General features: G+C 38.3%; 21 protein-coding genes. 7 read left to right on the top strand and 14 right to left on the bottom strand.

The window, feature by feature from the left end; genetic code table 11:
• Position 1: 1 nt before the first annotated feature.
• The 8 genes from BVH02_RS01545 to BVH02_RS01510 form a co-directional block, all read right to left on the bottom strand.
• The gene (locus BVH02_RS01545) at positions 2-1,468 is read right to left on the bottom strand and encodes a cellulose synthase family protein (RefSeq protein WP_086498056.1); all 1,467 of its coding nucleotides are present in this window, start codon (positions 1,466-1,468) and stop codon (positions 2-4) included.
• Positions 1,469-3,013, bottom strand: a complete 1,545-nt coding sequence (locus BVH02_RS01540) for a 4Fe-4S binding protein (RefSeq protein ID WP_086498054.1) — start codon at positions 3,011-3,013, stop codon at positions 1,469-1,471.
• Between the two features lie 112 nt (positions 3,014-3,125).
• The gene (locus BVH02_RS01535; RefSeq protein ID WP_086498052.1) at positions 3,126-4,481 is read right to left on the bottom strand and encodes an NAD(P)/FAD-dependent oxidoreductase; all 1,356 of its coding nucleotides are present in this window, start codon (positions 4,479-4,481) and stop codon (positions 3,126-3,128) included.
• A gap of 49 nt (positions 4,482-4,530) precedes the next feature.
• Entirely contained in the window at positions 4,531-5,292 is a 762-nt protein-coding gene (locus tag BVH02_RS01530) for a DUF547 domain-containing protein (RefSeq protein ID WP_086498050.1), read from the bottom strand.
• A gap of 89 nt (positions 5,293-5,381) precedes the next feature.
• Complete coding sequence (locus BVH02_RS01525) at positions 5,382-5,891, bottom strand: rhodanese-like domain-containing protein (RefSeq protein ID WP_086498048.1); 510 nt, start codon at positions 5,889-5,891, stop codon at positions 5,382-5,384.
• Positions 5,892-5,927: 36 nt separating this feature from the next.
• Entirely contained in the window at positions 5,928-6,641 is a 714-nt protein-coding gene (locus BVH02_RS01520; protein ID WP_086498045.1) for a Crp/Fnr family transcriptional regulator, read from the bottom strand.
• Between the two features lie 55 nt (positions 6,642-6,696).
• Positions 6,697-7,170 (bottom strand): type I restriction enzyme HsdR N-terminal domain-containing protein, encoded by a 474-nt coding sequence (locus BVH02_RS01515; RefSeq protein ID WP_086498043.1) that lies wholly within the window; start codon positions 7,168-7,170, stop codon positions 6,697-6,699.
• 49 nt (positions 7,171-7,219) lie between these two features.
• Complete coding sequence (locus BVH02_RS01510) at positions 7,220-7,903, bottom strand: ComEA family DNA-binding protein (RefSeq protein ID WP_086498041.1); 684 nt, start codon at positions 7,901-7,903, stop codon at positions 7,220-7,222.
• Between the two features lie 194 nt (positions 7,904-8,097).
• On the opposite strand from BVH02_RS01510, the gene hemA reads away from it, so the two are divergent.
• Together hemA and BVH02_RS01500 are read left to right on the top strand one after the other, a co-directional pair.
• Complete coding sequence (gene hemA / locus BVH02_RS01505) at positions 8,098-9,363, top strand: glutamyl-tRNA reductase (protein WP_086498039.1); 1,266 nt, start codon at positions 8,098-8,100, stop codon at positions 9,361-9,363.
• A gap of 93 nt (positions 9,364-9,456) precedes the next feature.
• Positions 9,457-11,022, top strand: coding sequence for a WG repeat-containing protein (locus tag BVH02_RS01500; protein ID WP_086498037.1), 1,566 nt, complete (start codon positions 9,457-9,459; stop codon positions 11,020-11,022).
• 14 nt (positions 11,023-11,036) lie between these two features.
• Here BVH02_RS01500 and floA read toward each other — a convergent pair whose 3' ends face one another.
• The 3 genes from floA to proS form a co-directional block, all read right to left on the bottom strand.
• Entirely contained in the window at positions 11,037-12,053 is a 1,017-nt protein-coding gene (floA, locus tag BVH02_RS01495; RefSeq protein WP_169712826.1) for a flotillin-like protein FloA, read from the bottom strand.
• Position 12,054: 1 nt separating this feature from the next.
• A complete protein-coding gene (locus BVH02_RS01490) occupies positions 12,055-12,513 on the bottom strand; it encodes an NfeD family protein (protein WP_086498035.1) in 459 nt (152 codons plus the stop codon).
• Between the two features lie 101 nt (positions 12,514-12,614).
• A complete protein-coding gene (gene proS / locus BVH02_RS01485) occupies positions 12,615-14,096 on the bottom strand; it encodes a proline--tRNA ligase (protein ID WP_086498033.1) in 1,482 nt (493 codons plus the stop codon).
• Between the two features lie 122 nt (positions 14,097-14,218).
• On the opposite strand from proS, the gene BVH02_RS01480 reads away from it, so the two are divergent.
• Both BVH02_RS01480 and BVH02_RS01475 read left to right on the top strand, forming a co-directional pair.
• Complete coding sequence (locus tag BVH02_RS01480) at positions 14,219-15,571, top strand: hypothetical protein (protein ID WP_086498031.1); 1,353 nt, start codon at positions 14,219-14,221, stop codon at positions 15,569-15,571.
• Positions 15,572-15,749: 178 nt separating this feature from the next.
• Complete coding sequence (locus tag BVH02_RS01475; RefSeq protein WP_086498029.1) at positions 15,750-17,255, top strand: OmpP1/FadL family transporter; 1,506 nt, start codon at positions 15,750-15,752, stop codon at positions 17,253-17,255.
• On the opposite strand, the gene BVH02_RS01470 is transcribed toward BVH02_RS01475, so the two are convergent.
• Genes BVH02_RS01470 through BVH02_RS01460 form a run of 3 tightly spaced genes read right to left on the bottom strand, consistent with a single transcriptional unit; the run spans position 17,245 to position 19,417 of the window.
• Positions 17,245-17,775: a shikimate kinase gene (locus BVH02_RS01470; protein WP_086498027.1), complete on the bottom strand. Its 531-nt coding sequence runs from the start codon at positions 17,773-17,775 to the stop codon at positions 17,245-17,247. The two genes, BVH02_RS01475 and BVH02_RS01470, sit on opposite strands and share 11 nt — an antisense overlap.
• A gap of 3 nt (positions 17,776-17,778) precedes the next feature.
• Positions 17,779-18,879: a BT_3928 family protein gene (locus BVH02_RS01465; RefSeq protein ID WP_086498024.1), complete on the bottom strand. Its 1,101-nt coding sequence runs from the start codon at positions 18,877-18,879 to the stop codon at positions 17,779-17,781.
• The gene (locus BVH02_RS01460; RefSeq protein ID WP_086498022.1) at positions 18,872-19,417 is read right to left on the bottom strand and encodes a DUF1599 domain-containing protein; all 546 of its coding nucleotides are present in this window, start codon (positions 19,415-19,417) and stop codon (positions 18,872-18,874) included. The genes BVH02_RS01465 and BVH02_RS01460 overlap by 8 nt, the downstream gene beginning before the upstream one ends.
• Positions 19,418-19,431: 14 nt before the next feature.
• Here BVH02_RS01460 and folP point away from each other — a divergent pair, with 14 nt between their 5' ends.
• The 3 genes from folP (at position 19,432) to BVH02_RS01440 (ending at position 22,725) form a co-directional block, all read left to right on the top strand.
• Positions 19,432-20,316 (top strand): dihydropteroate synthase, encoded by an 885-nt coding sequence (gene folP / locus BVH02_RS01455; RefSeq protein ID WP_086498020.1) that lies wholly within the window; start codon positions 19,432-19,434, stop codon positions 20,314-20,316.
• On the top strand, positions 20,313-21,194 hold the full coding sequence (gene cdaA, locus BVH02_RS01450) for a diadenylate cyclase CdaA (RefSeq protein ID WP_086498018.1): 882 nt from the start codon (positions 20,313-20,315) through the stop codon (positions 21,192-21,194). Before folP ends, cdaA begins: the two co-directional genes overlap by 4 nt.
• An 805-nt stretch (positions 21,195-21,999) precedes the next feature.
• A complete protein-coding gene (locus tag BVH02_RS01440; RefSeq protein WP_205635694.1) occupies positions 22,000-22,725 on the top strand; it encodes a DUF5715 family protein in 726 nt (241 codons plus the stop codon).
• The last annotated feature ends 124 nt before the right edge of the window (positions 22,726-22,849 follow it).

Genomic DNA, 22,849 nt, shown 5'->3' with positions numbered 1-22,849 from the left:
GTTACTTACCTAAACTGTAGGCTTTGAATGAGGAAAAGAATACTAGGCCGTAGCCGACAGCTAGCATCAGGTGAAAAGGCAGCATCTCAAATGTGCCCCAATAAATATGAAGACCCACCATGCCTGAAAAAACCAGCATCAAGACTCCTTCCATCCAAGTGGTTGCAGGGATTTTAAACTTGATATAAGAATTGGTTTTCAATCCTACACCACCTTCAAGGTTAAACTTTGGTGTTCGTATAAACGGAGATTTTTTTCCCGAAAGACCTTCCCAAACTGCCTGTGCATTATGCAAAGCCAATCCCATAGATACCGAAAGGAATAAAGGCAACATGTAGAGTGCCTGAAGCAAACTCCTCCAAACATTTCGCTTTTCGTAGAAATAGGAAACCAAATAAACCCCTGCAATGATCACAAAGCCAATCATGAAAAGACCCGCGACCCTAAATAAATTCGCTGAAATCATCCCTTCTATTCCAGCCCACCATACTCCTATGCTACTTAAACTGACTAATAGAACAGCGATAAAAATACTACTATTGAATAGATGTGCCATTGCGTGGATTTTAGTGGAAATTGGAAAATCTTCACTTAATACTGCCATGGCATGTTTGCTAGCACATTCAGCACCGCCTTTGGTCCATCGAAATTGCTGAGACTTCACAGCTGACATGATCGGTGGAAGCTCTGCAGGAGATTTAATTTCTGGTCGGTAGATAAACTCCCATCCTTTACGCTGAGCTCGATAACTCAAGTCCAAATCCTCTGTCAAGGTATCATCCTGCCAGTCTCCAGCATCGATAATGCATGATTTCCTCCATATTCCGCCCGTTCCATTAAAATTGATAAATGCATGCTGACTATTTCTACCAATCTGCTCAATTAGAAAATGAGCATCTAATGCGAAAGCCTGCAAACGAGTCAGAAGAGAATAATTCTTATTCAAATGAGTCCAACGCGTTTGAACCATCCCGACTTTCTCCGAAGAGAAATAAGGAAGTGTTTTAAGCAAAAAATCAGGATCAGGGACAAAATCCGCATCGAAAATTGCAATAAACTCACCAGAAGCTTTCACCAAACCTTCTTTCAGAGCTCCCGCTTTAAATCCTGACCGTACAATACGATGAATGTATTGGAAGTTAACTTCAGGGAATTCCGCTATTTTTTTCTGAATCAATTCAGCGGTCTGATCAGTACTATCATCCAAGACTTGTATTTCCAATAAATGCGAAGGGTAATTCATTTTGGCTACTGACGAAAGTAAACGTTCCACCACATACAACTCATTATAGACAGGAAGCTGAACAGTAACTTTTGGCCACACCTCAGGAGTAGCATGAGGCACTAGATTGAGCGACTTTTTGGCACGAAGAAACCTCAAAAGCAAATGCCCTTGAGCGAGGCTGTATATGAAAATAAACAGCATTCCCAGGGCATAAATCCCAATCAAAATATATAAGAGAATCATTTAAGCATTTATCTTGATGGAATCATTTCCAATAATAATTGGCATTTCGTTGATTCGATTTTCAGTTGACCCATTTTCTAATTTCAGTACTCCTCGAGGGCACACAGATGAGCAAACTCCGCACCCTACACAGCTGGATCGAACAATTTCCTGTCCTCGTTGCGCATACCAACGAACGTCGATTCCCATTTCACAATGAGTTGAACAGTTGCCGCAAGAGATACACTGACCGCCGTTGGTGGTGATCCTGAATCTGGATTTGAATCGCTGAACTAAGCCTAAATAAGCAGCCAAAGGACAACCAAATCTACACCAAACACGGTTGCCCATGAACGGATAAAATCCTGTTCCGATCACGCCTGCGAATACCGAACCAATCGCAAAACCATAAATTGAATGCAATTGGTTCGTGACATTCCCCAAAAGTGCAAAACCAGAAAAGTAATTGACAATGGTCAAAGCTGTCATCACCACCGCCAAAACCAGGACGCTATGAATTATCACTCGCTCATATTTCCAAGCCTTAACTGACTTATCAGAAAGCTGCCGATAAGGATCTCCCAAAGTCTCTGCTAAACCACCACAGCCGCATACCCACGAACAATACCACCTTTTTCCAAAGAAATAAGTGAAAGCAGGAACTCCAATCACTATAAGTAAAATCCCCCAAATCAACATAAACATCCCTACTCCACCCGAACTCAAAAAGGTATCGATTTGATAATCATAGAAGAAATCGTAATCAAGTGGCCAGATGTTTTTGAAATCAAAATAAGGCTGATTAAGCAAAACCAAAATTTCTGGAATCAGGAATGCAAAAGCCGTCTGGAAAAACATCACCGACGCTGTGCGAAGTTGTTGATATTTATTTCCTCTATATTTTCTAAACATCCGCACGCCCATCACTGTGATTGCAAGTGTGTAAAGCGTACCGTAGAGAAACCACTGACTAGCTGGATTACCACTCAGAAGCATACTGAGCGGCGTTACCATCCATATTTGATTGACGATATAGGCTGGAAACCAATACAAAATAATGTAGAAAAGAATTAAATATGCTCCTGTAATCATTCCCATCCAGCCACGGTTTTTCATAGCAGAATGAAAAATCCCGTTGTTTTTTATTCCTTCTGGTTCGCCTCGATACTTTGGAAGATTGTACATCAATCCTCCCAAGACTGCCAAACCTATGGAGAGGCCAAAGAATAGCCATGGACTATCCCGGACTGGACTATTGAGAGAACTTTGCGCGAGCGAAAGACTATAATCATCCCAGATCACATCATCCCACTTGGATTCTGCTTTTAGATGTTCATTATATTCATTAAAATATTCTTTGTACGTAGAAAGAAAAGAGAAATTGGAAGAGTAAGTTTCACCATACATAGGCTCGAGAATATTAACCATTTTCTCTTGATGAATATCCTTTGTACTGGACAAAACCACTTCTTTTGTAAGTGTATAATTGCCTAAAAAAGGCATTACTGTAAAAACAGCCAAGCCTACCAAAAAGAGCAAAATACCTATACTTTGAATAATTTTCATGTGATTATAATTTAATTTTTATAGGACACATTGCCTGTCCCGAACTCGTTTCGGGGGAATCTCACATGGTTATTAATCATTCCTTTATTTGACATTATTATCATGTTCGATTTCATACGCTTGCTCCGAAAAGTTTCTGGATAAATGTTTTCTTAGAAATGGTAACATCTCCACCGAATTGAGCTTTAAAAGCCTTTTGAATTTCTATGTAATAAGGCGCGAAAAACTCGGGGTCAAAATTTGCCTTATCAAGTTTGGAAACTACTTTCTCTCCAGCCCACTTCTCTCGGATCGCCTGATCGAAAAACTCATGCCTCAGACGAAACCCAAAATTGTTTACTCCCAAAATTCTTCCTTCCAAATCCATTAACATTCGGAAAGAAATTTTCCCTCCGAAGTGTTCCCAATAGAAAGACTTTATTTGGTCAGCATCCCATTTCGCTGGGACCGTTCCGTAAGTTTGATATTCTATATCAAGGAATTTGGCAGAATTAAACCAAATCCCAGGTTTGTAACTAAGTTCTTTACCCGCGAGGATATATCCTAAAGTTTCTCCATGCATCCTTCCAGTGTACCAAACTTGCTCTACAGGTCTTCGATCTGCAGCTGGAGCTTCATGAAACTCAGCACAATCGCCGATAGCATACACATGTGGGATATTCGTCTGGAAGCCGAAATCAACTTTCACGCCTCGCTTAACTTCCAATTCAGTATTTCGGAGAAAATCAATGCTTGGAGTAACCCCTGCCGTCAACCCTACAAATTGACAGGTGATTTCCTCTCCAGACATTGTCTTGATTGCTTTTACCTTGCCTCTTGAATCGGAGATTATCTCTTTCAATTCTTCATTTAGTCTCAAATCAATGTGATGCTCTCTCATGTGACGACTGACTAATTCGGATTCTTCCTTCGGCAAAATATTATTCCAAAAGCTTTCTTCACGAACAAGAAAGGTCACTGGGATTTTCTTGTATGCTAGCATTTCAGCCATCTCAATTCCAATCAAACCTCCACCTACGATCACAGCGCGCTGTACTCTAGATTTGGTGTTTTCTTCCATCAGCTCCAAGTCTTGCTTGGAATACAAGCCTTGAACTCCTTGCAGATCTTCTCCTGGCCAGCCAAACTTATTCGGTTTTGAACCTGTCGCAATGACCAATTCATCATAAGGCATGCTTTCTCCAATTTGGAAAGAGAGGTTCTTCCCAGTAAAATCAATTGATTTGACCCAGGCCTCTTTGAGTTCTATTTTATTTTTCTCCCAAAACCAATTCTCATATGGCTGTGTATGCTCAAATTTCATATGTCCCATAAACACATACATCAGGGCTGTTCTGGAGAAAAAGTATTTTGACTCACCAGAAATCACAGTAATTCTAACCGACCCATCGAGTTTTCGAAGCTGACGTGCACAAGTTATTCCTGCTATTCCGTTGCCGATGACGACTACATGGCGGTTTGAACTCATTGGGGTGGGTTAAATAAGACAGAAATTGAAATTTACCTAAAACTCAGTTCTATTCGTTCAAATTCCAATCATAATCCAAGTAAGAAATTTTAGCATTTGGCTTGATTTTGACTTTGCTGTATTTATTCAAAAATTCAGTCAAGCTACCTTTTTTAGTGAAATCTCCTTTGAACCAAGAAAATATTGAAGAGATCTGAATAGCATCAGGGGTAATTTTATTTCTTGACGAATTGATAAAGTTTTTAGCAACTTTATCCAATTGTTCATCAATTGTCTTCGCTTCGAAAGCTTCATTTAGCAATGGTGGACAAGAAATTGAAGCACAGTTAACCGCAAAGTGGATTCTAGGTTCTTCGAATTCTTTTCTCAAAATCGAATGTTCAATTTCATCCAAGCTTGACTCTTGGCCGGCAATCTTGAAGAATTTATAATGCCACACATCCTTGATCATAGGAATTTTCAATTTTGGCCCGAGATCTTTGATACTTTTAACAGGATAATTATCAGTAATCAGTTTTACCGTAAAGGCATTATAGGCATTAATCCAATAAGCTAGCTGCTCATCCTTAGACCAAGTTTTGCGATCTGGAGCGTTCTCACTGATGCTTTTCAGGTAGGTTTCAAGCTTTGCTTTGTCTTTTATAAAGCCTTTGTAATTGACTTTCCCATCAGCGCTCACGTTAGCTTTGAGCAACTCATTCCAAGCTTTATGACTTGGCGGAGAAGTATCTGCCATTCCTGGCACTGAACTTCTACAACTTAAAAATGTGACACTTAGGAAAACGAGTAAGTACAGTTTTATATTTTTCATGAGGTATATTTAGGATTGATTTACGATCCTATCCAAAATAAGGATGTATAGAATCAAGAATTGGTCGGAAAGAAGACCAAAAGATATTATTAATAAACTTTTTCCCCTTTGGTCAACCAAATACCCCAAGACTTAGTGTAGGTATGAACTTTCTTGGTAGGTGAATCACCTTGAAAAATTGGCTTTTCCTTATTTGACCATTCGATCAAGCCGCCATATAAGTTATAAACTTGGGTGAATCCTGCTTCTATAAGTTTTTTACCGATATTCTGAGATCTCGCGCCTACTGTGCAATACACCAAAACAGGTTTGTTTTTATCTAAAGCTTCAACATTTTCTAGATTAAAAGTATCGTAACCGACCCATTCAGCGCCTTTCAGGTGACTAACATCAAACTCGACTTTCTCACGGGTGTCCAATACCTGATACTTGCTTAAATCAGACAATTGATCTGGTTTCAAAACTGGAAAATCAGAATCGTAAAGTGTGGAAAGTAACGCCTTATAGGCAATTGATTGAGCAGTTAGACTGGAAGAAACATGGAAAAACACTAGCAAAATCGCTACTGAGAAAAAATTTTTGGCATATAATAACTTCATATCCTTTCAACTCAAATAATGATCAGGATGTTCAAGTTAAGCGTAGAAATCGGATAGCTTCACCAATCCATCTCTATTCAAAACCACTATTTTCTTACCTTTTAAGTCAATTAATTTATCCTTTTTGAATTCCGAGAGGAGACGAATTACAGATTCTGTTGCCGTGCCGATCAAACTTGCAATTTCCTCACGACTAAGCACCAAATCAATCTGCTGATGCCCTCCGCCGTCTAATCCATAGGTATTGGCAAGTTGTAAAAGAAGTAAAGCCAATCGTTCACGAATACTTTTTTGCGAAGCATCCACCAACTTTTCTTCCATCACACCGATTTCATGACTAAGTGCTTTAGTTAGTTTTCTAAAAAAGGGACCGCTACTTACTAATGTTTTAATAAATGATTCCTTAGGAATAAAACAGATTTTAGCGTCTTCGATCACCATGGCAGAATTGGTGTAATTCTCCTCTCCTAGCAATGCTGAATAGCCTAAAAGCCCACCTTCATTGGCTAGATTGATGATTTGCTCCTTACCGTTTGATGCAGTTTTAAATACTTTTACTACCCCAGAATTCAAACAAAAAACTCCCAGTGGCTTTGCTCCTTCATAATAAAGAATCTGCCCCTTCCGATGGGAAATCATGTTCTTATTATCCGAAATATTGCATGCTTGGTCTTCCGTAAGTTCAGAAAACATAGAGAATTTACGACTAGCACAAAGATCACAGGGGTGGATGGATGATGATTTTGACATATTTAATAAGGTTGAATTCAAATGGCTCTTAACCTGTAAATTCACAACATACGAATTAAACTGGCGGTAATGGGAAATTATTCTCTTGAGTAAACTTCTCAGTTGGCACATCGTAGCTCAAACATATATGCTGTAAACCATTGCTAATGATCAGAAAAGGCGTTTTCAATTCCTTGTGATACATGCACGCCTGTTCAATCGTTTTTTGAGTAAGCTTCACTTTAGGCGCTTTACATTCGATCAACAAGTAAGGATTCCCACTTTTATTCCAGACCACCAAATCAGTTCGCTTGAGTAATTTGTTATACATCAACCCTTTTTCCATAGCTAAAAGTCCTTTTGAGTATTTAAGCCGAGTGACCAAGAAATTGATCCAATGCTGCCGAACCCATTCTTCAGGTGTCAAGACCAGTTGTTTTTTGCGAAGTGCATCGAAAATCCAGAACTTGCCTTCCTTCTCTAAGAGCTGTGGTTCGAAATGAGGAAGATTTAAGTGAGGTAATTGGATTTGTTCCATCTTTGAATCCATGGTTCAAAGATGCGGAAAATAGCTCGTTTTGGAAAAGTGAATCGTCTCCCTATTGAAAATCAAGGTAGGGTGATATTTTGTCTATCCACTCTTGCTTAAATATCCTGATTTTCAAAAAATCATCTGGTGACTGGAATATTCCATGCTGCTTTCTATACGCAATTAAAACTTTTGCTTCTGCATAACTACAATATGGATGCTTGGCCAATTCTTCCAATTCAACTTGATTGATTTTTACCTTTTTGAAAATAGCAGGGGTAAAATCGAAATACTCCCATATTGCATCGATCGTTTCCGGTTTCAAACCATAGACCTCTGTAAGTTGATTTTTGCTATGAAGGCCACCAATAGATTCTCTAAACTTCACGACTCTACTAGCTGTACTTTGACCTATTCCTGGCACTATTTGTAAGACGATGGAATCTGCTTCTGCAAATGGAATTCGATTTAGGCTTTCTAACTGCTTGGAACTTGACTTTCTAACAACAGTATCTTGAGGATTAAAAACTGGAAAAGGAGAATTGACTATTAGAATTCCTGAAGCTTGAAGGCTGTCTAAAGTTGCTTCGTATTGAATGTGAAAATTCTGTGCATTCACTCTTCTTATCTGTTTAAATACACCAATAGAAATAAGCAGAGCTATCAGTACAGGTATAAGCAACACGAATCCTTTTGATTCCTTCCGTGAGAATCCCAAATAAACTTTCAGCCAATAAAAAAATCTAGCTTTCATAGGACCTTAAAAAAGATGATAGATTCTACCAATATGGTATAAGTTAATAGTATTAGATTAATAAATCAATAGTCACTAAATTGCATGATTAACACGAACGGTTGTTTAGATACATTCCAAATTAAAACATACCTTGGTGAAATAGACACTTCCTTGTCTTTGTCTGTTAAATTTGCAGTCCAAGCCTCTATACGATGCCAGTTAAATTCCGAGCACTCAGTTTATCACATAAAAATGCACCTGTTCAAATCCGGGAAATCATTTCTCTGGATGAGCAAGCTGTACATGGAATTTTGCTGAAAATAAAGGACTTTTTTAGCTTGACTGATACTCTGATACTTTCAACCTGCAACAGGACTGAAGTTTATTATGCTCACGGTAAAGATATTAGTACCGAGATAATTAAGTTAATTGGTCTTGAAAAAGGCTTGACTGACATTGTCAATTACCTAGAGTACTTTGAGATTTTCAACGAGGATAGATCAGCCATCAGGCATTTATTTAGAGTCTCAATGGGACTCGAAGCTCAGGTAGTGGGAGATATTCAAATTTCAAATCAGATAAAAAGAGCCTATCAGACTTCTGCTGATCTGAATATGACTGGTCCATTCCTGCATCGCTTGATGCACACCGTTTTTTTTACCAACAAGCGAATCGTACAAGAAACAGCCTTTAGAGATGGAGCGGCATCTTTGTCATATGCAGCAATTGAATTAATTGAAAGTCTGACATCTAATACCTATGAGCCTAGAATTTTGCTTATTGGAGTTGGAGAAATAGGTGAAGATGTGGCCAAAAATATGGTACACCTCCCTACTGCAAAAGTCAAAATCACAAATCGAACTCAATCAAAAGCAGAACCTATTGCAGCCGTTATGGGCTTCGAGGTGATCCCTTTTGAAAATTGCTTTGAAGCGATGGAAGAAGCAGATGTAATTGTTTGTTCCATTCAGCGCTCTGAGCCGTTTATTACTAAGGAATTGGTCAAAAAATTCCAGATCAACAGTTATAAATTGCTTGTAGATCTGTCAGTTCCGAGAAGTATTGAAACCTCTGTAGAAGATGTGCCCGGCGTGGTACTTTATAATGTAGATAACATTCGAAGCAAAGCTTCAGAAACCTTAGAGAAGCGGCTCGCGTCTGTTCCTAGGGTGGAAGAAATAATAGAAGAAAGTATCAGTGAATTTTTCGATTGGAAAAAGGAAATGATTGCTTCACCGACTATCAATAAGCTCAAGCAATCCTTAGAACAAATCCGTCAGCAGGAAATGGCAAGATTCGCTAAAAATGCTGACACAAAGGAATATGCGGTGATGGACAAAATTACCAAAAGCATGATGCAGAAAGTACTTAAAGTACCGGTAGTCCAACTTCGAGCTGCTTGCCAGCGAGATCAAGCAGAGGAAATGATTCAAATAATTTCAGAACTGTTTGATCTAGAAAAAGTAAAAGCAGAATAGGTAGCACTTTTACACTACTAAAAATGACCAAAGGATTGATTCAAACCTTTGGTCATTTTATCTTTAGCACCATTCAGTATAATCAACATTTAGATGTATAAAAACTTTACGCTACTCGTAGGCCTAATTTCCAGTCTTCTGATCCCTGAGGTTGCGTATTCGCAATCATGGGAAGTTTATGACACCAAGCTTCAGCTTCAGTCTCGATTGATCTATGATGATGTGGACATTCTCAGTGAGACTGTGAGAATAGGTAAAACAGGAACTCAACTCTCCTTATTAACCAATGATTTAAATCCGGCTGTTCAACTAGTCGGGACAGAAATATACCAATATTTTGCGCCATGGATTCTTGTAAAAGGCCCTACAGGAATCGGTGCGTTTCACGAATACGGCCAACAGGTTTTGCCATTGGAATACGAGAAAATAGACACCTATTTCAACATGCTTTTGGCAAGCAAAGGAAAAGAATATTGGCTCTTTGAGCGAGGAAAAAACAAAACAACTTATTTGGGAGAGCTTGAAGAAGCAAAGATTACAAATACAGGTTTACTCATTATCCGAAGAGGAAATGAGTATTCTTTGCCATTATCTTTCAATCCTGACAAAATCTTCGATTTTCTTTCAGATAATGAAGGTGAATTTGTTTTGGCAAAGGAGGCAAGTGGTTTTGGTTTGATAAACCGTGAAGGGGACTATGTGCTAGATCCTATCATCGAGGCACTACAGCATACTCACGGAAACTTCTATTATGGATTCAACCAAGAACAATATGTGTTGATTGAAGGAAATGACATCAAATCAAATATCCGCTATAATTCTTTTCATAAGATCACTTTTGAAAATGACATCATGCTGGAATATATCCATGGTAAACTCCGGCGTGTAATGGAAGATGATGGAATTTTGCTGGATGATGTGGGAATTACTTCTGTCAATAAAATCGGGAAGGATTTATACAACGTCCATTACCGTGATGCTAAAATTGGTCTGTTGGGAAAAAAAGGATGGCTAGTGAAACCAATGCTTGAGGTTGAAGAAATCAAGTTTGGAAATGAGGCGCTTTTTCCAGCCAAGTCAAAAGGTAATTTTGGCTTTGTGAATTCAGCTGGAACCTGGATAATAAAACCTCAATATGCCGAAACAACATTATTCTCTGAAAAAATAGCAGCATACAGAACCAGTCAAAATTGGGGTTTAATAAGCACATCTGGAGAAGCAATCGGGACTGCCAGCTGGGACGAAATCAAACCTTTTGATAAAGGAATTGCGATCGCTAGAAGCTCTGGAAAGTTCTATTTATTAAACAAAGCTGGAAGTTCTATAAACACAGAAGGATTTGACAATGTCTTCAGAACAACTGACGGATATTTCATGATCGAGAAATCAGGCAAAACCGGTCTTCTTAATAGTGAGGGTAGTGAAGTTATCCCTGCAGTATTTGAAAAGCTTCGTAGAGAAAGAAAGGATTTTATTATCGCTCAAAAAGATGGCCTTACTGGTGTGATTACCGAATCAGGGGAAGTCGTTATTCCTTTGGCTTATGAAAAAATATTAGTTGATTGGGAAAATAATCTGATTTTTACAAAAACTAACTATGTCCCTACTGTAATACAAGTAGTAGAGGAATCGGGAAAGAAAAACAAAAAAGGGGCCTAAGCCCCTTCTTTATTTTATTTTTTCTCGTTTTTGCCTTTCGAAGAATCCTTAGATTCGTCTGAACCGGCAATTGATTCTCGCATAGCCGTATCAGATTGGATGTTTTCCATTCTATAGTAATCCATAATACCTAGTTTACCGCTTCTAAATGCTTCTGCTATAGCTTTTGGAATCTCTGCTTCAGCTTCGATAACTTTAGCTCTCATCTCTACATTTTTAGCTTTCATCTCTTGCTCTAGCGCTACTGCCATCGCACGTCTTTCTTCTGCTCTTGCTTCGGCAACTTTCAAATCTGCAGAAGCCTGATCGATTTGCAATTTCGCTCCGATGTTTGTTCCTACATCGATATCTGCGATATCAATCGAAAGAATTTCAAAGGCAGTTCCTGCATCTAAGCCTCTTTGAAGTACGAGTTTTGAAATCTTGTCAGGATTCTCCAACACACTCTTATGTGTAGCTGCAGAGCCTATAGATGTCACAATCCCCTCACCTACTCTAGCCAAAATAGTTTCTTCACCAGCACCACCGACTAGCTGTGCGATATTTGCACGGACAGTCACTCTAGCTTTTGCGATCAACTGAATGCCATCCGCAGCTACAGCTGCTACATTTGGAGTGTTGATTACTTTTGGATTCACAGAAATCTGAACTGCTTCAAACACATCTCTACCTGCCAAATCAATAGCAGTAGCCTGTTTGAATGTCAAATTTATATTGGCTTTATCAGCTGAAATTAAGGCTCGAATCACATTTGGAATATTCCCACCAGCCATATAGTGAGTCTCTAGATCATTAGTAGTCATCTCAAGTCCAGCTTTGGTAGCCGTGATTAACGAATTCACTATAATACTTGGCGGTACTTTTCTGATTCTCATTCCAATGAGTTCACCTATACCAACTTTCACATTTGAAAATTGAGCAGTGATCCAGAGATTAACCGGAACAAAGTACAAGAAGATGAAAAGAAGGACAATTCCTGCGACTGCGGCCACTAGGATGAACATTGAACTGTTCGGATCTAAATTCTCCATATTATTTAACTAAAATTTTATTGTTTTCAATTTTGATAATGGTAACCTCAGTTTCTACGGAAATAAATCCATTTTCAGATTTCACCTCATAGACTTTATCGTCAAAGCTAGCTTTTCCAATTGGTTTGAGATCCGAAATAGTTTTACCTGACATCCCTAATTGCAAGCCATCAGTGCGACCATCAAAGGTTCCTCCTTGCATAGAAGACTTAAGTGAAAAACGATTCCAAACCCCTGAGCTGAATCCATACACAATAGCCGCCAGATTTAGAATGACCGCTACAGATGTAACCCACCATGCAGTCTCAGCATCAAAGCTTAGGAACGCATAGGCAACTCCAGCTAAGCTGACAGCAAGTCCAAAGATACCAACAACTGTAGTCCCAGGCACAAAAAGCACTTCGGCAAGCAACAGGATTAGACCTATAATTAGTAGGCTGGATAGTACTAGGATAGTCATTGACTTTTTAGAAAATGTATAAGAGCCTAAAATACATTTTTCCTAGTTATCTCTCGCCACATACGTATAAAAAAAAGCCCGGATATTTCCGGGCCAACTGATTAATAAGCTTTTGCAAATAGAACTCTACCGGTAGATGGCTTGCCAGAGTAAACACAAATTCCATCTTCTTCTCTTCTATCTAAAGGAATACATCTGATTGTAGCTTTAGTAAGATCTTTTATCTTTTCTTCAGTCTCTGAAGTACCGTCCCAATGGGCTGATAAGAAACCTGTTTTTCCCTCCAAGACTTCTTTAAACTCCTCCCAAGAATTCACTTCAGTGGTTTTCTCAGCTCTGAAATTTAATGCCTTAGAATAAATACTAGTTTGAATATCTTCTAACATGCCTGTTATTTTCTCGGAGATCGGCTGAGAAGCCAACTCAAACTGCTCCTTGGTTAAGGTATCTCTTCTGGCAATTTCAATAGTTCCATTTTCTAAATCTCGTGGACCAATAGCAATTCTTAGTGGAACACCCTTCAGCTCGTGTTCAGCAAATTTCCATCCTGGCTTGTAGGTATCACGGTTGTCATATTTCACTGACACCCCAACTTTACGAAGTTCAGCCATAATGCCATTGACTTTTTCGGTGATAGCTTCCAGTTCCTCATCTTTTCTGTAAATAGGAATTATCACAACTTGAATTGGAGCCAATTTCGGAGGCAAAACCAATCCATTATCATCTGAATGAGCCATAATCAATGCACCCATCAAACGTGTACTTACACCCCAAGAAGTACCCCAAACGTATTCAAGTCCTCCTTCTTTGGTAGCAAATTTCACATCAAATGCTTTCGCGAAATTTTGACCCAAAAAGTGAGAAGTACCAGCTTGTAGTGCCTTCCCATCCTGCATCAAAGCTTCTATACACAAGGTATCTTCAGCACCTGCAAAACGCTCACTTTCTGTTTTTCTACCTCTTATTACTGGCAATGCCATGAAGTTTTCAGCAAAATCAGCGTAAACATTCATCATCTGCAAGGCTTCAGCTTCGGCTTCTTTTTTAGTAGCGTGAGCAGTATGTCCTTCTTGCCAAAGAAATTCTGTGGTTCGAAGAAACAATCTCGTCCTCATTTCCCAACGGACAACATTTGCCCACTGATTCACTAAAAGTGGAAGATCTCTATAGGACTGAACCCAATTTTTATAAGTACTCCATATTACCGTCTCAGAGGTAGGACGTACGATTAACTCCTCCTCCAATTTTGCGTCTGGATCTACAATTACACCACTTCCATCTTCAGCATTTTTGAGTCGGTAATGGGTTACCACAGCACATTCCTTAGCAAAACCTTCCACATGTTTAGCTTCTTTGCTTAAGAAGGATTTAGGAATAAAAAGTGGGAAATAAGCATTAGAGTGTCCTGTTTCCTTAAACATCCGATCAAGTTCTGCTTGCATTTTCTCCCAAATGGAATATCCATATGGCTTGATGACCATGCATCCTCTAACAGCTGAATTTTCTGCCAAATCGGCTTTCTTCACTAATTCGTTGTACCATAGCGAATAATCCTCGCTTCTAGTAGGTAGTCCTTTACTCATTGTGGTTGGTTGTGATACAGATTACGGTTATTTTTGCTAACTTATGCGTGGCAAATATAAACCAAAAAGTATAACCCTTCACCCTTGCTCTCGTATAAGAAAGTAACATTTAAACTTCTACTATGAAGAATTCTGCAATAATTACATCATCATTTATCCTTGGATCGCTGATATTAGTTTCGTGTAACACGAACAAATTAGCAACTATGGACACCAATGATAATTTGTATTTCATGTCCTCTGATGCTAAGGTAGCAACAGAGTATGCTGTACAAAATAATAATCGGGAGCAATTCCAGACCATTTCATCAGCTACAGAAACTATTCCGCAGGAAAGCTTTAGTTCAAGAAATGTCAATCCAGATTATATCGCTAGATATCAAGCGGAAGAAAACACTTCACAAGAAGAAATCGTCTATTTTGACGAGGCTGGGGAAGATGGAAGTAATCCAGATATCAATGCATACGATAACTATAGAGTAGGCAATTCAGGCACTAATTCCAACTTCAATTCTTCCATGGCTTTCGGCATGGGAATGATGTACGGAATGAATTCATTTGGAATGAGTCCGTTTGGAATGGGTAGTTTTTACGACCCGTTTTGGGGTGGCGGATATGGCTTTAGACCAGGTTTCAGTATGAACATCGGTTTCGGATTTGGTAGCCCTTTCTACAGACCAATGTATGGATATGGAAATTTTTATGATCCATTCAGACCTGTATATGGCTACGGCGGCGGATATGGCCTTGGATATCCAGGCTATGGTTACAACCCAATGTACGCAAGCAATCCGGTTTATATCCTGCCAGGTGGTGAATATGGAGATCGCAGAGTAGTAACTGGAGCTAGACCTACAAGAGGTTCATCTCTTGCTGCTTCATCTAGAGGTGTAAATGTTTCAAATGCAGCACTTCAACCTAGTACTGCAAGAGCTAATGCAAGAAGAGACGTTTTGAATAATAGTAGTAGTGCTACCTCTAGAAGAGTGGTTTCCAATTCTGACAATTCAAGAGTTTCTGCAAGAGACTTCAGCTCATCTCAAAATGATTATTATAATACTACCTCAAGAACTGTTGGTACTAGAAATGTAAGTTCACCTGCAATGGATAGATCTTCTTCTACCAGAAGCGCAATGCCATCTGCTAGACCAAACGTAGGCACATCAACCAATTCTAGAAGTATCGATGCAGGAAGAGGTGGTAATGTTAGAAGTTCTTATCCTACCAATAGCAGAACATCTAGTCCCTCTTATAATAGAAGTAATGTTCCAAGTAGAACAACCTCCCCTACTTACAATAGAGGTGACGTGAATACAAATACAAGAACAGTTTCACCAACTAGAACAACAACACCTACTCGAAACGACACACCTACTTACAGCACTCCAAGTAGAAGCTCAGGTAACACAGGTACTTCAGGAGGATCGACTAGAACAACTACTACCACTCCTACAAGAGGAGTAAGAGGTAATTAATCAATGATTTCATTATCAACAAATAAGGCAGTGAGTTCACTGCCTTATTTGTTGATACCTATTCTTGCGTAAAGATTGATTCTTAAATAATTTGAGAATTTTCTAGCAAGAATATGGACTTAAAGAAACATTTTCATCAACTCACTACGTTTATTTACTATATCCAAATACAATCTAAATGAGAATATCCATTCTGGTTTTATCCCTTTGTCTACTATCTACGTCTACACTAATGGCCCAAAGTGGCTACTATGAAGATGCTTATCGCTTCAGTCAAGTAAAACCTGCAGGTTCTGCCCGAATAATAGGGGTAGGTGGCACGCAATGGTCGTTAGGTGGTGATGTTTCTAATATAGCAGGCAATCCAGCAGGTTTAGGTTTCTTCAGATCTTCAGAGGCGAGCGCTACACTTGGGTATACGGATTGGGGAGTAGAGACAAATTATATGGGGCAGAGTAAAAGCTATAATACTACAAATTTCTCTTTGCCAAACATTAGTATTGTAATGGCACGCCCTAAAGGTGAATTAGATAGAGGATCTTTTAAAGGAGGTGCTTTTGGTGTCAGTATTCAGAGGATAGCTAATTTTAATAGTGAATATGGCTTTTATTCGGACCAGCCAGGAGAAACCTCCATCATAGATTTTTACTTACAGGATGCAAATGGATTCTCTGAAAATCAAGTTGCTAGTTTTGGCATAACTGGTATGGCATATAACACCTACCAAATTAATCCAAGATTGGATAGTGATGGAAATGCTATTATAGGTGAGTATCTACCTATTAATGGCTTCATCGCACCTTTCCAAGATGAAAACATTATTCAAGAAGGAAGTTCAAGTCAAATCACTTTTGCGTATGGAGCTAATTTCAAATATAAACTTTTCATCGGTGGCTCAATTGGGATTCGATCACTGAATTTTAATTCTAGAAAAATTTACAATGAGGAATTCTCTGAAGGTCCACTTATTAACACAAATCTTCAAGAAAATTTATTCATCAATGGAGGTGGTATAAATCTTAATCTTGGCTTAATCTATAAGCCTATAGACTACCTTAACCTAGGATTTACTTTGCAAACTCCAACTTGGCATGTATTAAATGAAGAGTACAGTTCAAGTATGGTTGCTAATTACGATAATTTCGATTACAAACCAGAAGACATAATATTAGGGAAAGTAGAAGATTTTTCAGACATTATAATAAGCTCGTACAATTTGAATACTCCACTTAAAATTGGTGGTGGAGCCACCGTATTTTTGGGGAAAAACGGTTTCCTTTCAGCTGATGTGGACTGGGTAGATTACAGTGCCGCAAGGATTAACTCAAATGATTTTGATGAAGGACCTGACAATTTGGAAATCAAAAAAGTATATGGCAGCACTATAAACTTTCGATTTGGCGCAGAATATAAATTTAGCAATTTCAGATTCAGAGGTGGATATGGTTACTATGGAGATCCAGTTTTAGGTTCTGACTATGACAGAAGTACCCAGCAAATCAGTGGAGGATTAGGTGTGAAAATAAAAAAGCTCTCAGTTGATTTTGCTTTAGTAAACTCAAAGTTTAATACCCTTTACAGCAGCTACCAAGTTTTGGATACACAGGGAAACAATACCGGTCCGTTGACTGAAATTAAAAACAATCAGTTAAATGGAGTGCTTACTCTTGGACTTAGTTTTTGATCAAGCGAATCAACTCAGAAACTAATAACTCAGCGGAGAAGTCTTCTCCGCTGAGTTTTATTTTTGCTTGCCTATAAAAGTAATCTCTCAAAACCAGCAAACTTTTTAATTTTAGTGTAATCTCTCCCTGGTCAAGTCCTGAAAACATTGGTCTATTGTGAGCTTTGGACAAACCTAACCTGACAGAGATCTCTTCTAGCGGAACATCCAAATACACTGACACCGCTTTTTCATTGATTAAATCCATGTTATCGTTAAAGCATGGACAGCCTCCGCCAGAAGCTAGCACATATGAACCTTCTCGATTTAAAAACGACTTGAGTTCGTCAGTTTCCCAATCTCTGAATTTCCCTTCTCCATGTTGGGAGAATATATCAGTTATCTTCATCGCAAACCGATTTTCTATCAGGTGGTCTAAATCATAATAAGGGAATTTGAGAACAGCCGCCAACTGTCTCCCAAAAGTGCTTTTACCAGAACCAGGCAAACCTACTAAGACAATTTTCAATTCCTTACCCATACCCTATTTCATGAAGAGGTCTAGTATAGCCCCTGCTTCGGGGGTATTATTGTGATGATACTTTGCTAAAATTTCTCCCTCCTTTAAAACCAGTATTCCGGGATTTGCACGAATAATCGTTTTCACTACAGTCGCATCCGCTTGAAGTGTTAGCACATCCCATCCTCTGGCGGTGACGAAATTATCAATCTCTTCCTGCGAAGCTGCTGCTACGAAAACAGGCTGAACAGGTGATCCTGTAAGCGACTTAACCAGTTGGTCAATGTGATCAAGATTTGATTTGTTGATTTTCACTATGCTATTTACCAAGATTAGTACTTTATTCCCGGTGAAAATTTCCTCAGAAAAATCCCCATCCTCATTCCAGACGGCGAAATCAGAAATCTTTGGCAGAGCATCAGGGTTTAACAATTTCATTTCGACAAACTCTAAACTCTCATCTGATGGGTACTGATCATAGGTTACTAATTCTCCATCTTTTTTCATCACATAAGAATATTGCAATTGCGCAGAAGGCTGCATATTTTGAGGAATATTCACCCCCACTTTATATGCTCTAAAGTCAATGAATGGAAGGTTTCTTACAGCCAAAATGGCAATTACAAATGACAACACTATAGAGGCTATAGTAACCACTTTGGCCCATTTTGGAGAAGTCTTAGGCAAATCTATTTGAAACAATAAGAGTATTGAAATTAAAACCAATAGAATTAAGTCTTTGTAAAACGATTGCCATGGGGTCAGTTTTATCGCATCTCCAAAACATCCGCAATCCGTTACTTTATTAAAATAAGCAGAATAGAATGTGAGAAAAGTGAAAAATAAAATCATCAAAGTAAGCGCCCATACAGTAAAACGGCTCTTCACTCCCAAAATCAACATCACTCCAAGAACTACTTCTACAACCACAAGAAATATCCCAAGCTCTAATGCAAAAGGCTTTAAATAGATAAAAAAGCCCGCGATATCATTTGCAAACACGTCGAAATACTCTTCCAACTTAATGGCCGTTCCCACAGGATCATTGACTTTAATAAGTCCTGAAAAAATAAAAAGGCCACCGACTATAAATCTGATCACCCACAAAAACCCCTGCTTAAACATTATATTCTAATTTAATTAAACAAAATACTGCGTAATTGATCATATCTTGATAATTCGCCTCGATACCCTCAGACACCAAGGTTAGGCCTTGATTGTCCTCAATTTGCTTTGTGCGAAGCAATTTCATTAAGATAATATCAGTCATGGAACTCACCCGCATTTCACGCCATGCTTCTCCATAATCGTGATTTTTATTTTCCAAAAGACCGCGAGTTTCATTCACCCAATGATCGTAAGCAGGCTCCAATTCGTCAAAAGGAATATCCATGCGCTCATCTTTTAGATAGCTTATTTGGAGCAACGCAATTAGACAATAATTAATAATTCCAACAAAATCATCCTCAATCGGGTCATTTACTCTTTGATTACCTTTTTCTTGAATAGATCGAATGCGTTGTGCTTTAATGAAAATCTGGTCTGTAATAGATGGTAAGCGAAAAATCCTCCATGCTGTACCATAATCTATAGTCTTCTTACGAAATAGTTCTTTACAACGGCTAATAACTTCCTTATATTCGTTACTCGTTTGCGTCTCCAAAGTCTTTTAATTTAATGTTTCCTCATCCGGGTAATTCTTCCAAAATCGAAGATAAATCATTTCCCCATAAAAACACCCTTCAAATCGATGGAAGGCTAATCAGCTGGAACAAACCTCAGCTGATGGGAATAGTAAATTTAACTCCAGATTCATTTTTTGAGGGGAGCAGAACTGAGAAATCACTAGAAAAAGTAGCAGCTTTAGTCAAATCCCATATTACTAACGGCGCTAGTATACTTGATCTTGGGGGATACAGCTCAAGACCAGGTGCTTCAGATGTTAGTTTACAAGAGGAACTCGACAGAGTTATACCAGCGGTAAGTTGGATCACTGCTACTTACCCGGACATCTTAATTTCAATTGACACTTTTCGCGCAAAGGTCGCAGAAGAAGCAATCCGATCCGGAGCACACATCATAAATGATATTTCGGCAGGAGACTTGGATCAAGATATGATCTCGACTGTAGCTAGGCTTCAAGTCCCTTATATTGCAATGCATATGAAAGGAAATCCTCAAAACATGCAGAAAAAGTCGAATTATTCAGATATTTTAATAGAAATATTGTATTATTTCGCTGAAAAACTGGAACAATTTAGAAAGTCTGGCATCAAAGATGTAATAATTGATCCTGGATTTGGATTTGCAAAAACTCTCGAACAGAACTATTACTTACTCCGAAATCTTCATCAATTCCAAACTCTTTCCCTCCCTATACTTGTGGGAATATCGAGAAAATCGATGATTTCAAAAGCTTTGGATGTTGAGGCCGGTCGAGCACTAAATGGAACAACTGCATTAAACATGTTTGCTTTATGTCATGGTGCAAACATCCTGAGAATTCATGACGTTAAAGAAGCAAACGAAACCTTAAAATTATTCAACACTTTATACCCTTGACATTACTTTTCAAAATAGGATTTTTAGATATCTCCATCGTTAATATCATCGATATAGCTTTGGTTGCGGCCCTATTATATCAAGTATATAAGCTGCTGAAAGGTAGTGTTGCAATCAAAATCTTTCTCGGATTCCTATCTATTTACCTGATCTATCTACTAGTTCGGGCACTTCGTATGGAGTTACTTACGGCCATCTTAGGTCAGTTTATGGGAGTTGGGGTGATAGCTGCCATCATTATTTTCGCGCCAGAAATCAGGAAATTCCTATTGCTAATCGGACGATCTTCTCTCCTTTCGGACGACAATGTATGGAAAGACATGCTTTTCTTTTGGAGAAAAAAAGACAATTCACTCTTCAATATCAGTCCTATCATTGATGCGTCCAAAACACTTGCTGGTAGTAATACAGGAGCTTTGATGGTGATTTCTAAAAGCACTGAACTAAAGTTCTATGCTGAAAGTGGAGATATTCTCGATGCAGAACTATCGAAAAGATTACTTATTTCGATCTTCAACAAATATAGCCCACTCCATGACGGCGCTGTAATCATCCATAACGGTAAAATCAAAGCCGCTCGTTGCATCCTGCCAGTTACTGAACGTGAAGTCCCTGCTCAGTTTGGCCTGCGTCACCGGGCTGCAATAGGAATGTCAGAGACCACTGATGCGATAGTACTGATAGTTTCAGAAGAAACTGGGCAGTTGTCTATGTCAAAAAATGGTAAGATAATTCATAATATGTCCTTCCAAGAAATCAGAGAATTAATTAATGATTATTTAAATAACCTCGATGTAGATACTCGATTCGAGGACATTGAAGAATACGAATCGAAAAAACGAAGGAAACTCGCCATGACGAGTAGGACATCCACATAGAAAACGGCAAGCTCCCATTTACCGTTTTTTTTATTTCAAAAAGTTAATCTTTAGAGCGTATTTCAGTGGCAAGCATTTATTGATACGATATATATTCCAAGAAATCATAGCAACGACAAGTAAATACAGATTTGCTACAAGCCTAAGCAGAAAATATAACCCATTCTCCAAATAACTAGGCTGGATATCTCCTTTCCCAGAAATTACCATAAAGCTGCCGCCCATGTTGATGAGTGTGAGATTAATATTAACAAATAGACCTTGTAAGATGAAGTTGAACAAATCCTGGCCTAGTTTACTTACTCCATCTATTTTGTAATTTTTGACTTACGACATCTGGGCTAAGCCTAAAGAACTGAACAATTATAGGATCGTATTCTTCAGCGGTATTGCTTCAGAATTTTTCATTCGTTGAACATTTTTCTAATTAACTAAAGCAGATTCTGCTTATTAATCTTGCTAAAAGCTCTTCTTAAATCGAGTCGCTTTAAATTCTGGACCTGACGCTTTGCAATCCATTTTCTTATTTATTTTTAAGAATTCTAAAAATAAATTGAACTACTAAAATTTTTTAAGACTAGCATGTATTTTTGATGTCAGCCTGTACTATTCTCCTTAAACTACCGTTTATAAGCCTAGCAGCCTAAAGAAAAAATTTCATCTGAGATTTGTTTCACCCAAATAGCAAGTTGACTAATCTATAAATTGAAGTCAGTTTTACTCTTAGAAAGAACTATGGATTAATCTTTGCTACGCCCAAACCAAGCTTCTCAGAAAAAATAAAAAAATAAAGTATCCTTTACCTATGAAAAAACCCCCTTTCATACAACTTGCCTCAATATTCATACTTTTTTCAGCAGGCGCATTGGCAACGCAGTCCTACATGCCCGAGTTGAAGCAACAGTTGAAAAACACATATTCTAGCTTAACCAGCAACACAGAAACAGCAATACCAGTCGATAGAGAAGTCCCACCTGTAAAACTTGAACTACCTGCTCCTAGAGTTATACTACCTATTCCTGAAGGAATTATCACCAAAGAATATGACAAACATTTGTTTGCAGGAGAAAGTAATGGAATAGGTTTAATATCGAGTGAAAGTCATTTTGAGAGTCTTATCAAAGAGAATAAGTTAGTGCTAGTAAGTCAGGGAGCCGGATACGATGTAATGAAATTGACACATAGCCATCCGTACATTACTCCCTATTCTAAAATAGTACTTGAAGAACTTGGACAAGCCTTTCAGATGTTAACAGATACTGAAAGTTTCTTTACAATCACATCAGTTACCCGGACTCCTGAGCAGCAGCAAAGTCTCAGAAAACGTAATAGAAATGCAACTTCTGGTGAAAGCTCCCATTCCTATGGAGTCTCATTTGATATCTCCTATATTAGATTTAATGGAAAAAAAGGTGGCAATAGAGACGCACAAAAAAAGCTTGAAATGATTCTAGATGAATATCAAAAATCAGATAAAATTCTCTTCATAAAAGAAAGGAACCAGAGTTGTTATCATGTGACTGTTAGGTAACCGTCAATAATCACCTAACAAACTTTATTATCAAGGCTCAATTAACTAGGTCCCTGCACTATAATTTGATTAACAATCAAAAAAGCCGGAATTCTGTATTTGAATTCCGGCATTGTTATATATA

It is taken from the genome of Algoriphagus ratkowskyi (genome assembly GCF_002150505.1).
GTDB lineage: Bacteria > Bacteroidota > Bacteroidia > Cytophagales > Cyclobacteriaceae > Algoriphagus > Algoriphagus ratkowskyi.
The sequence above is the reverse complement of the archived record's forward strand: the minus strand, read 5'-3'. Positions and strand labels throughout refer to the sequence as shown.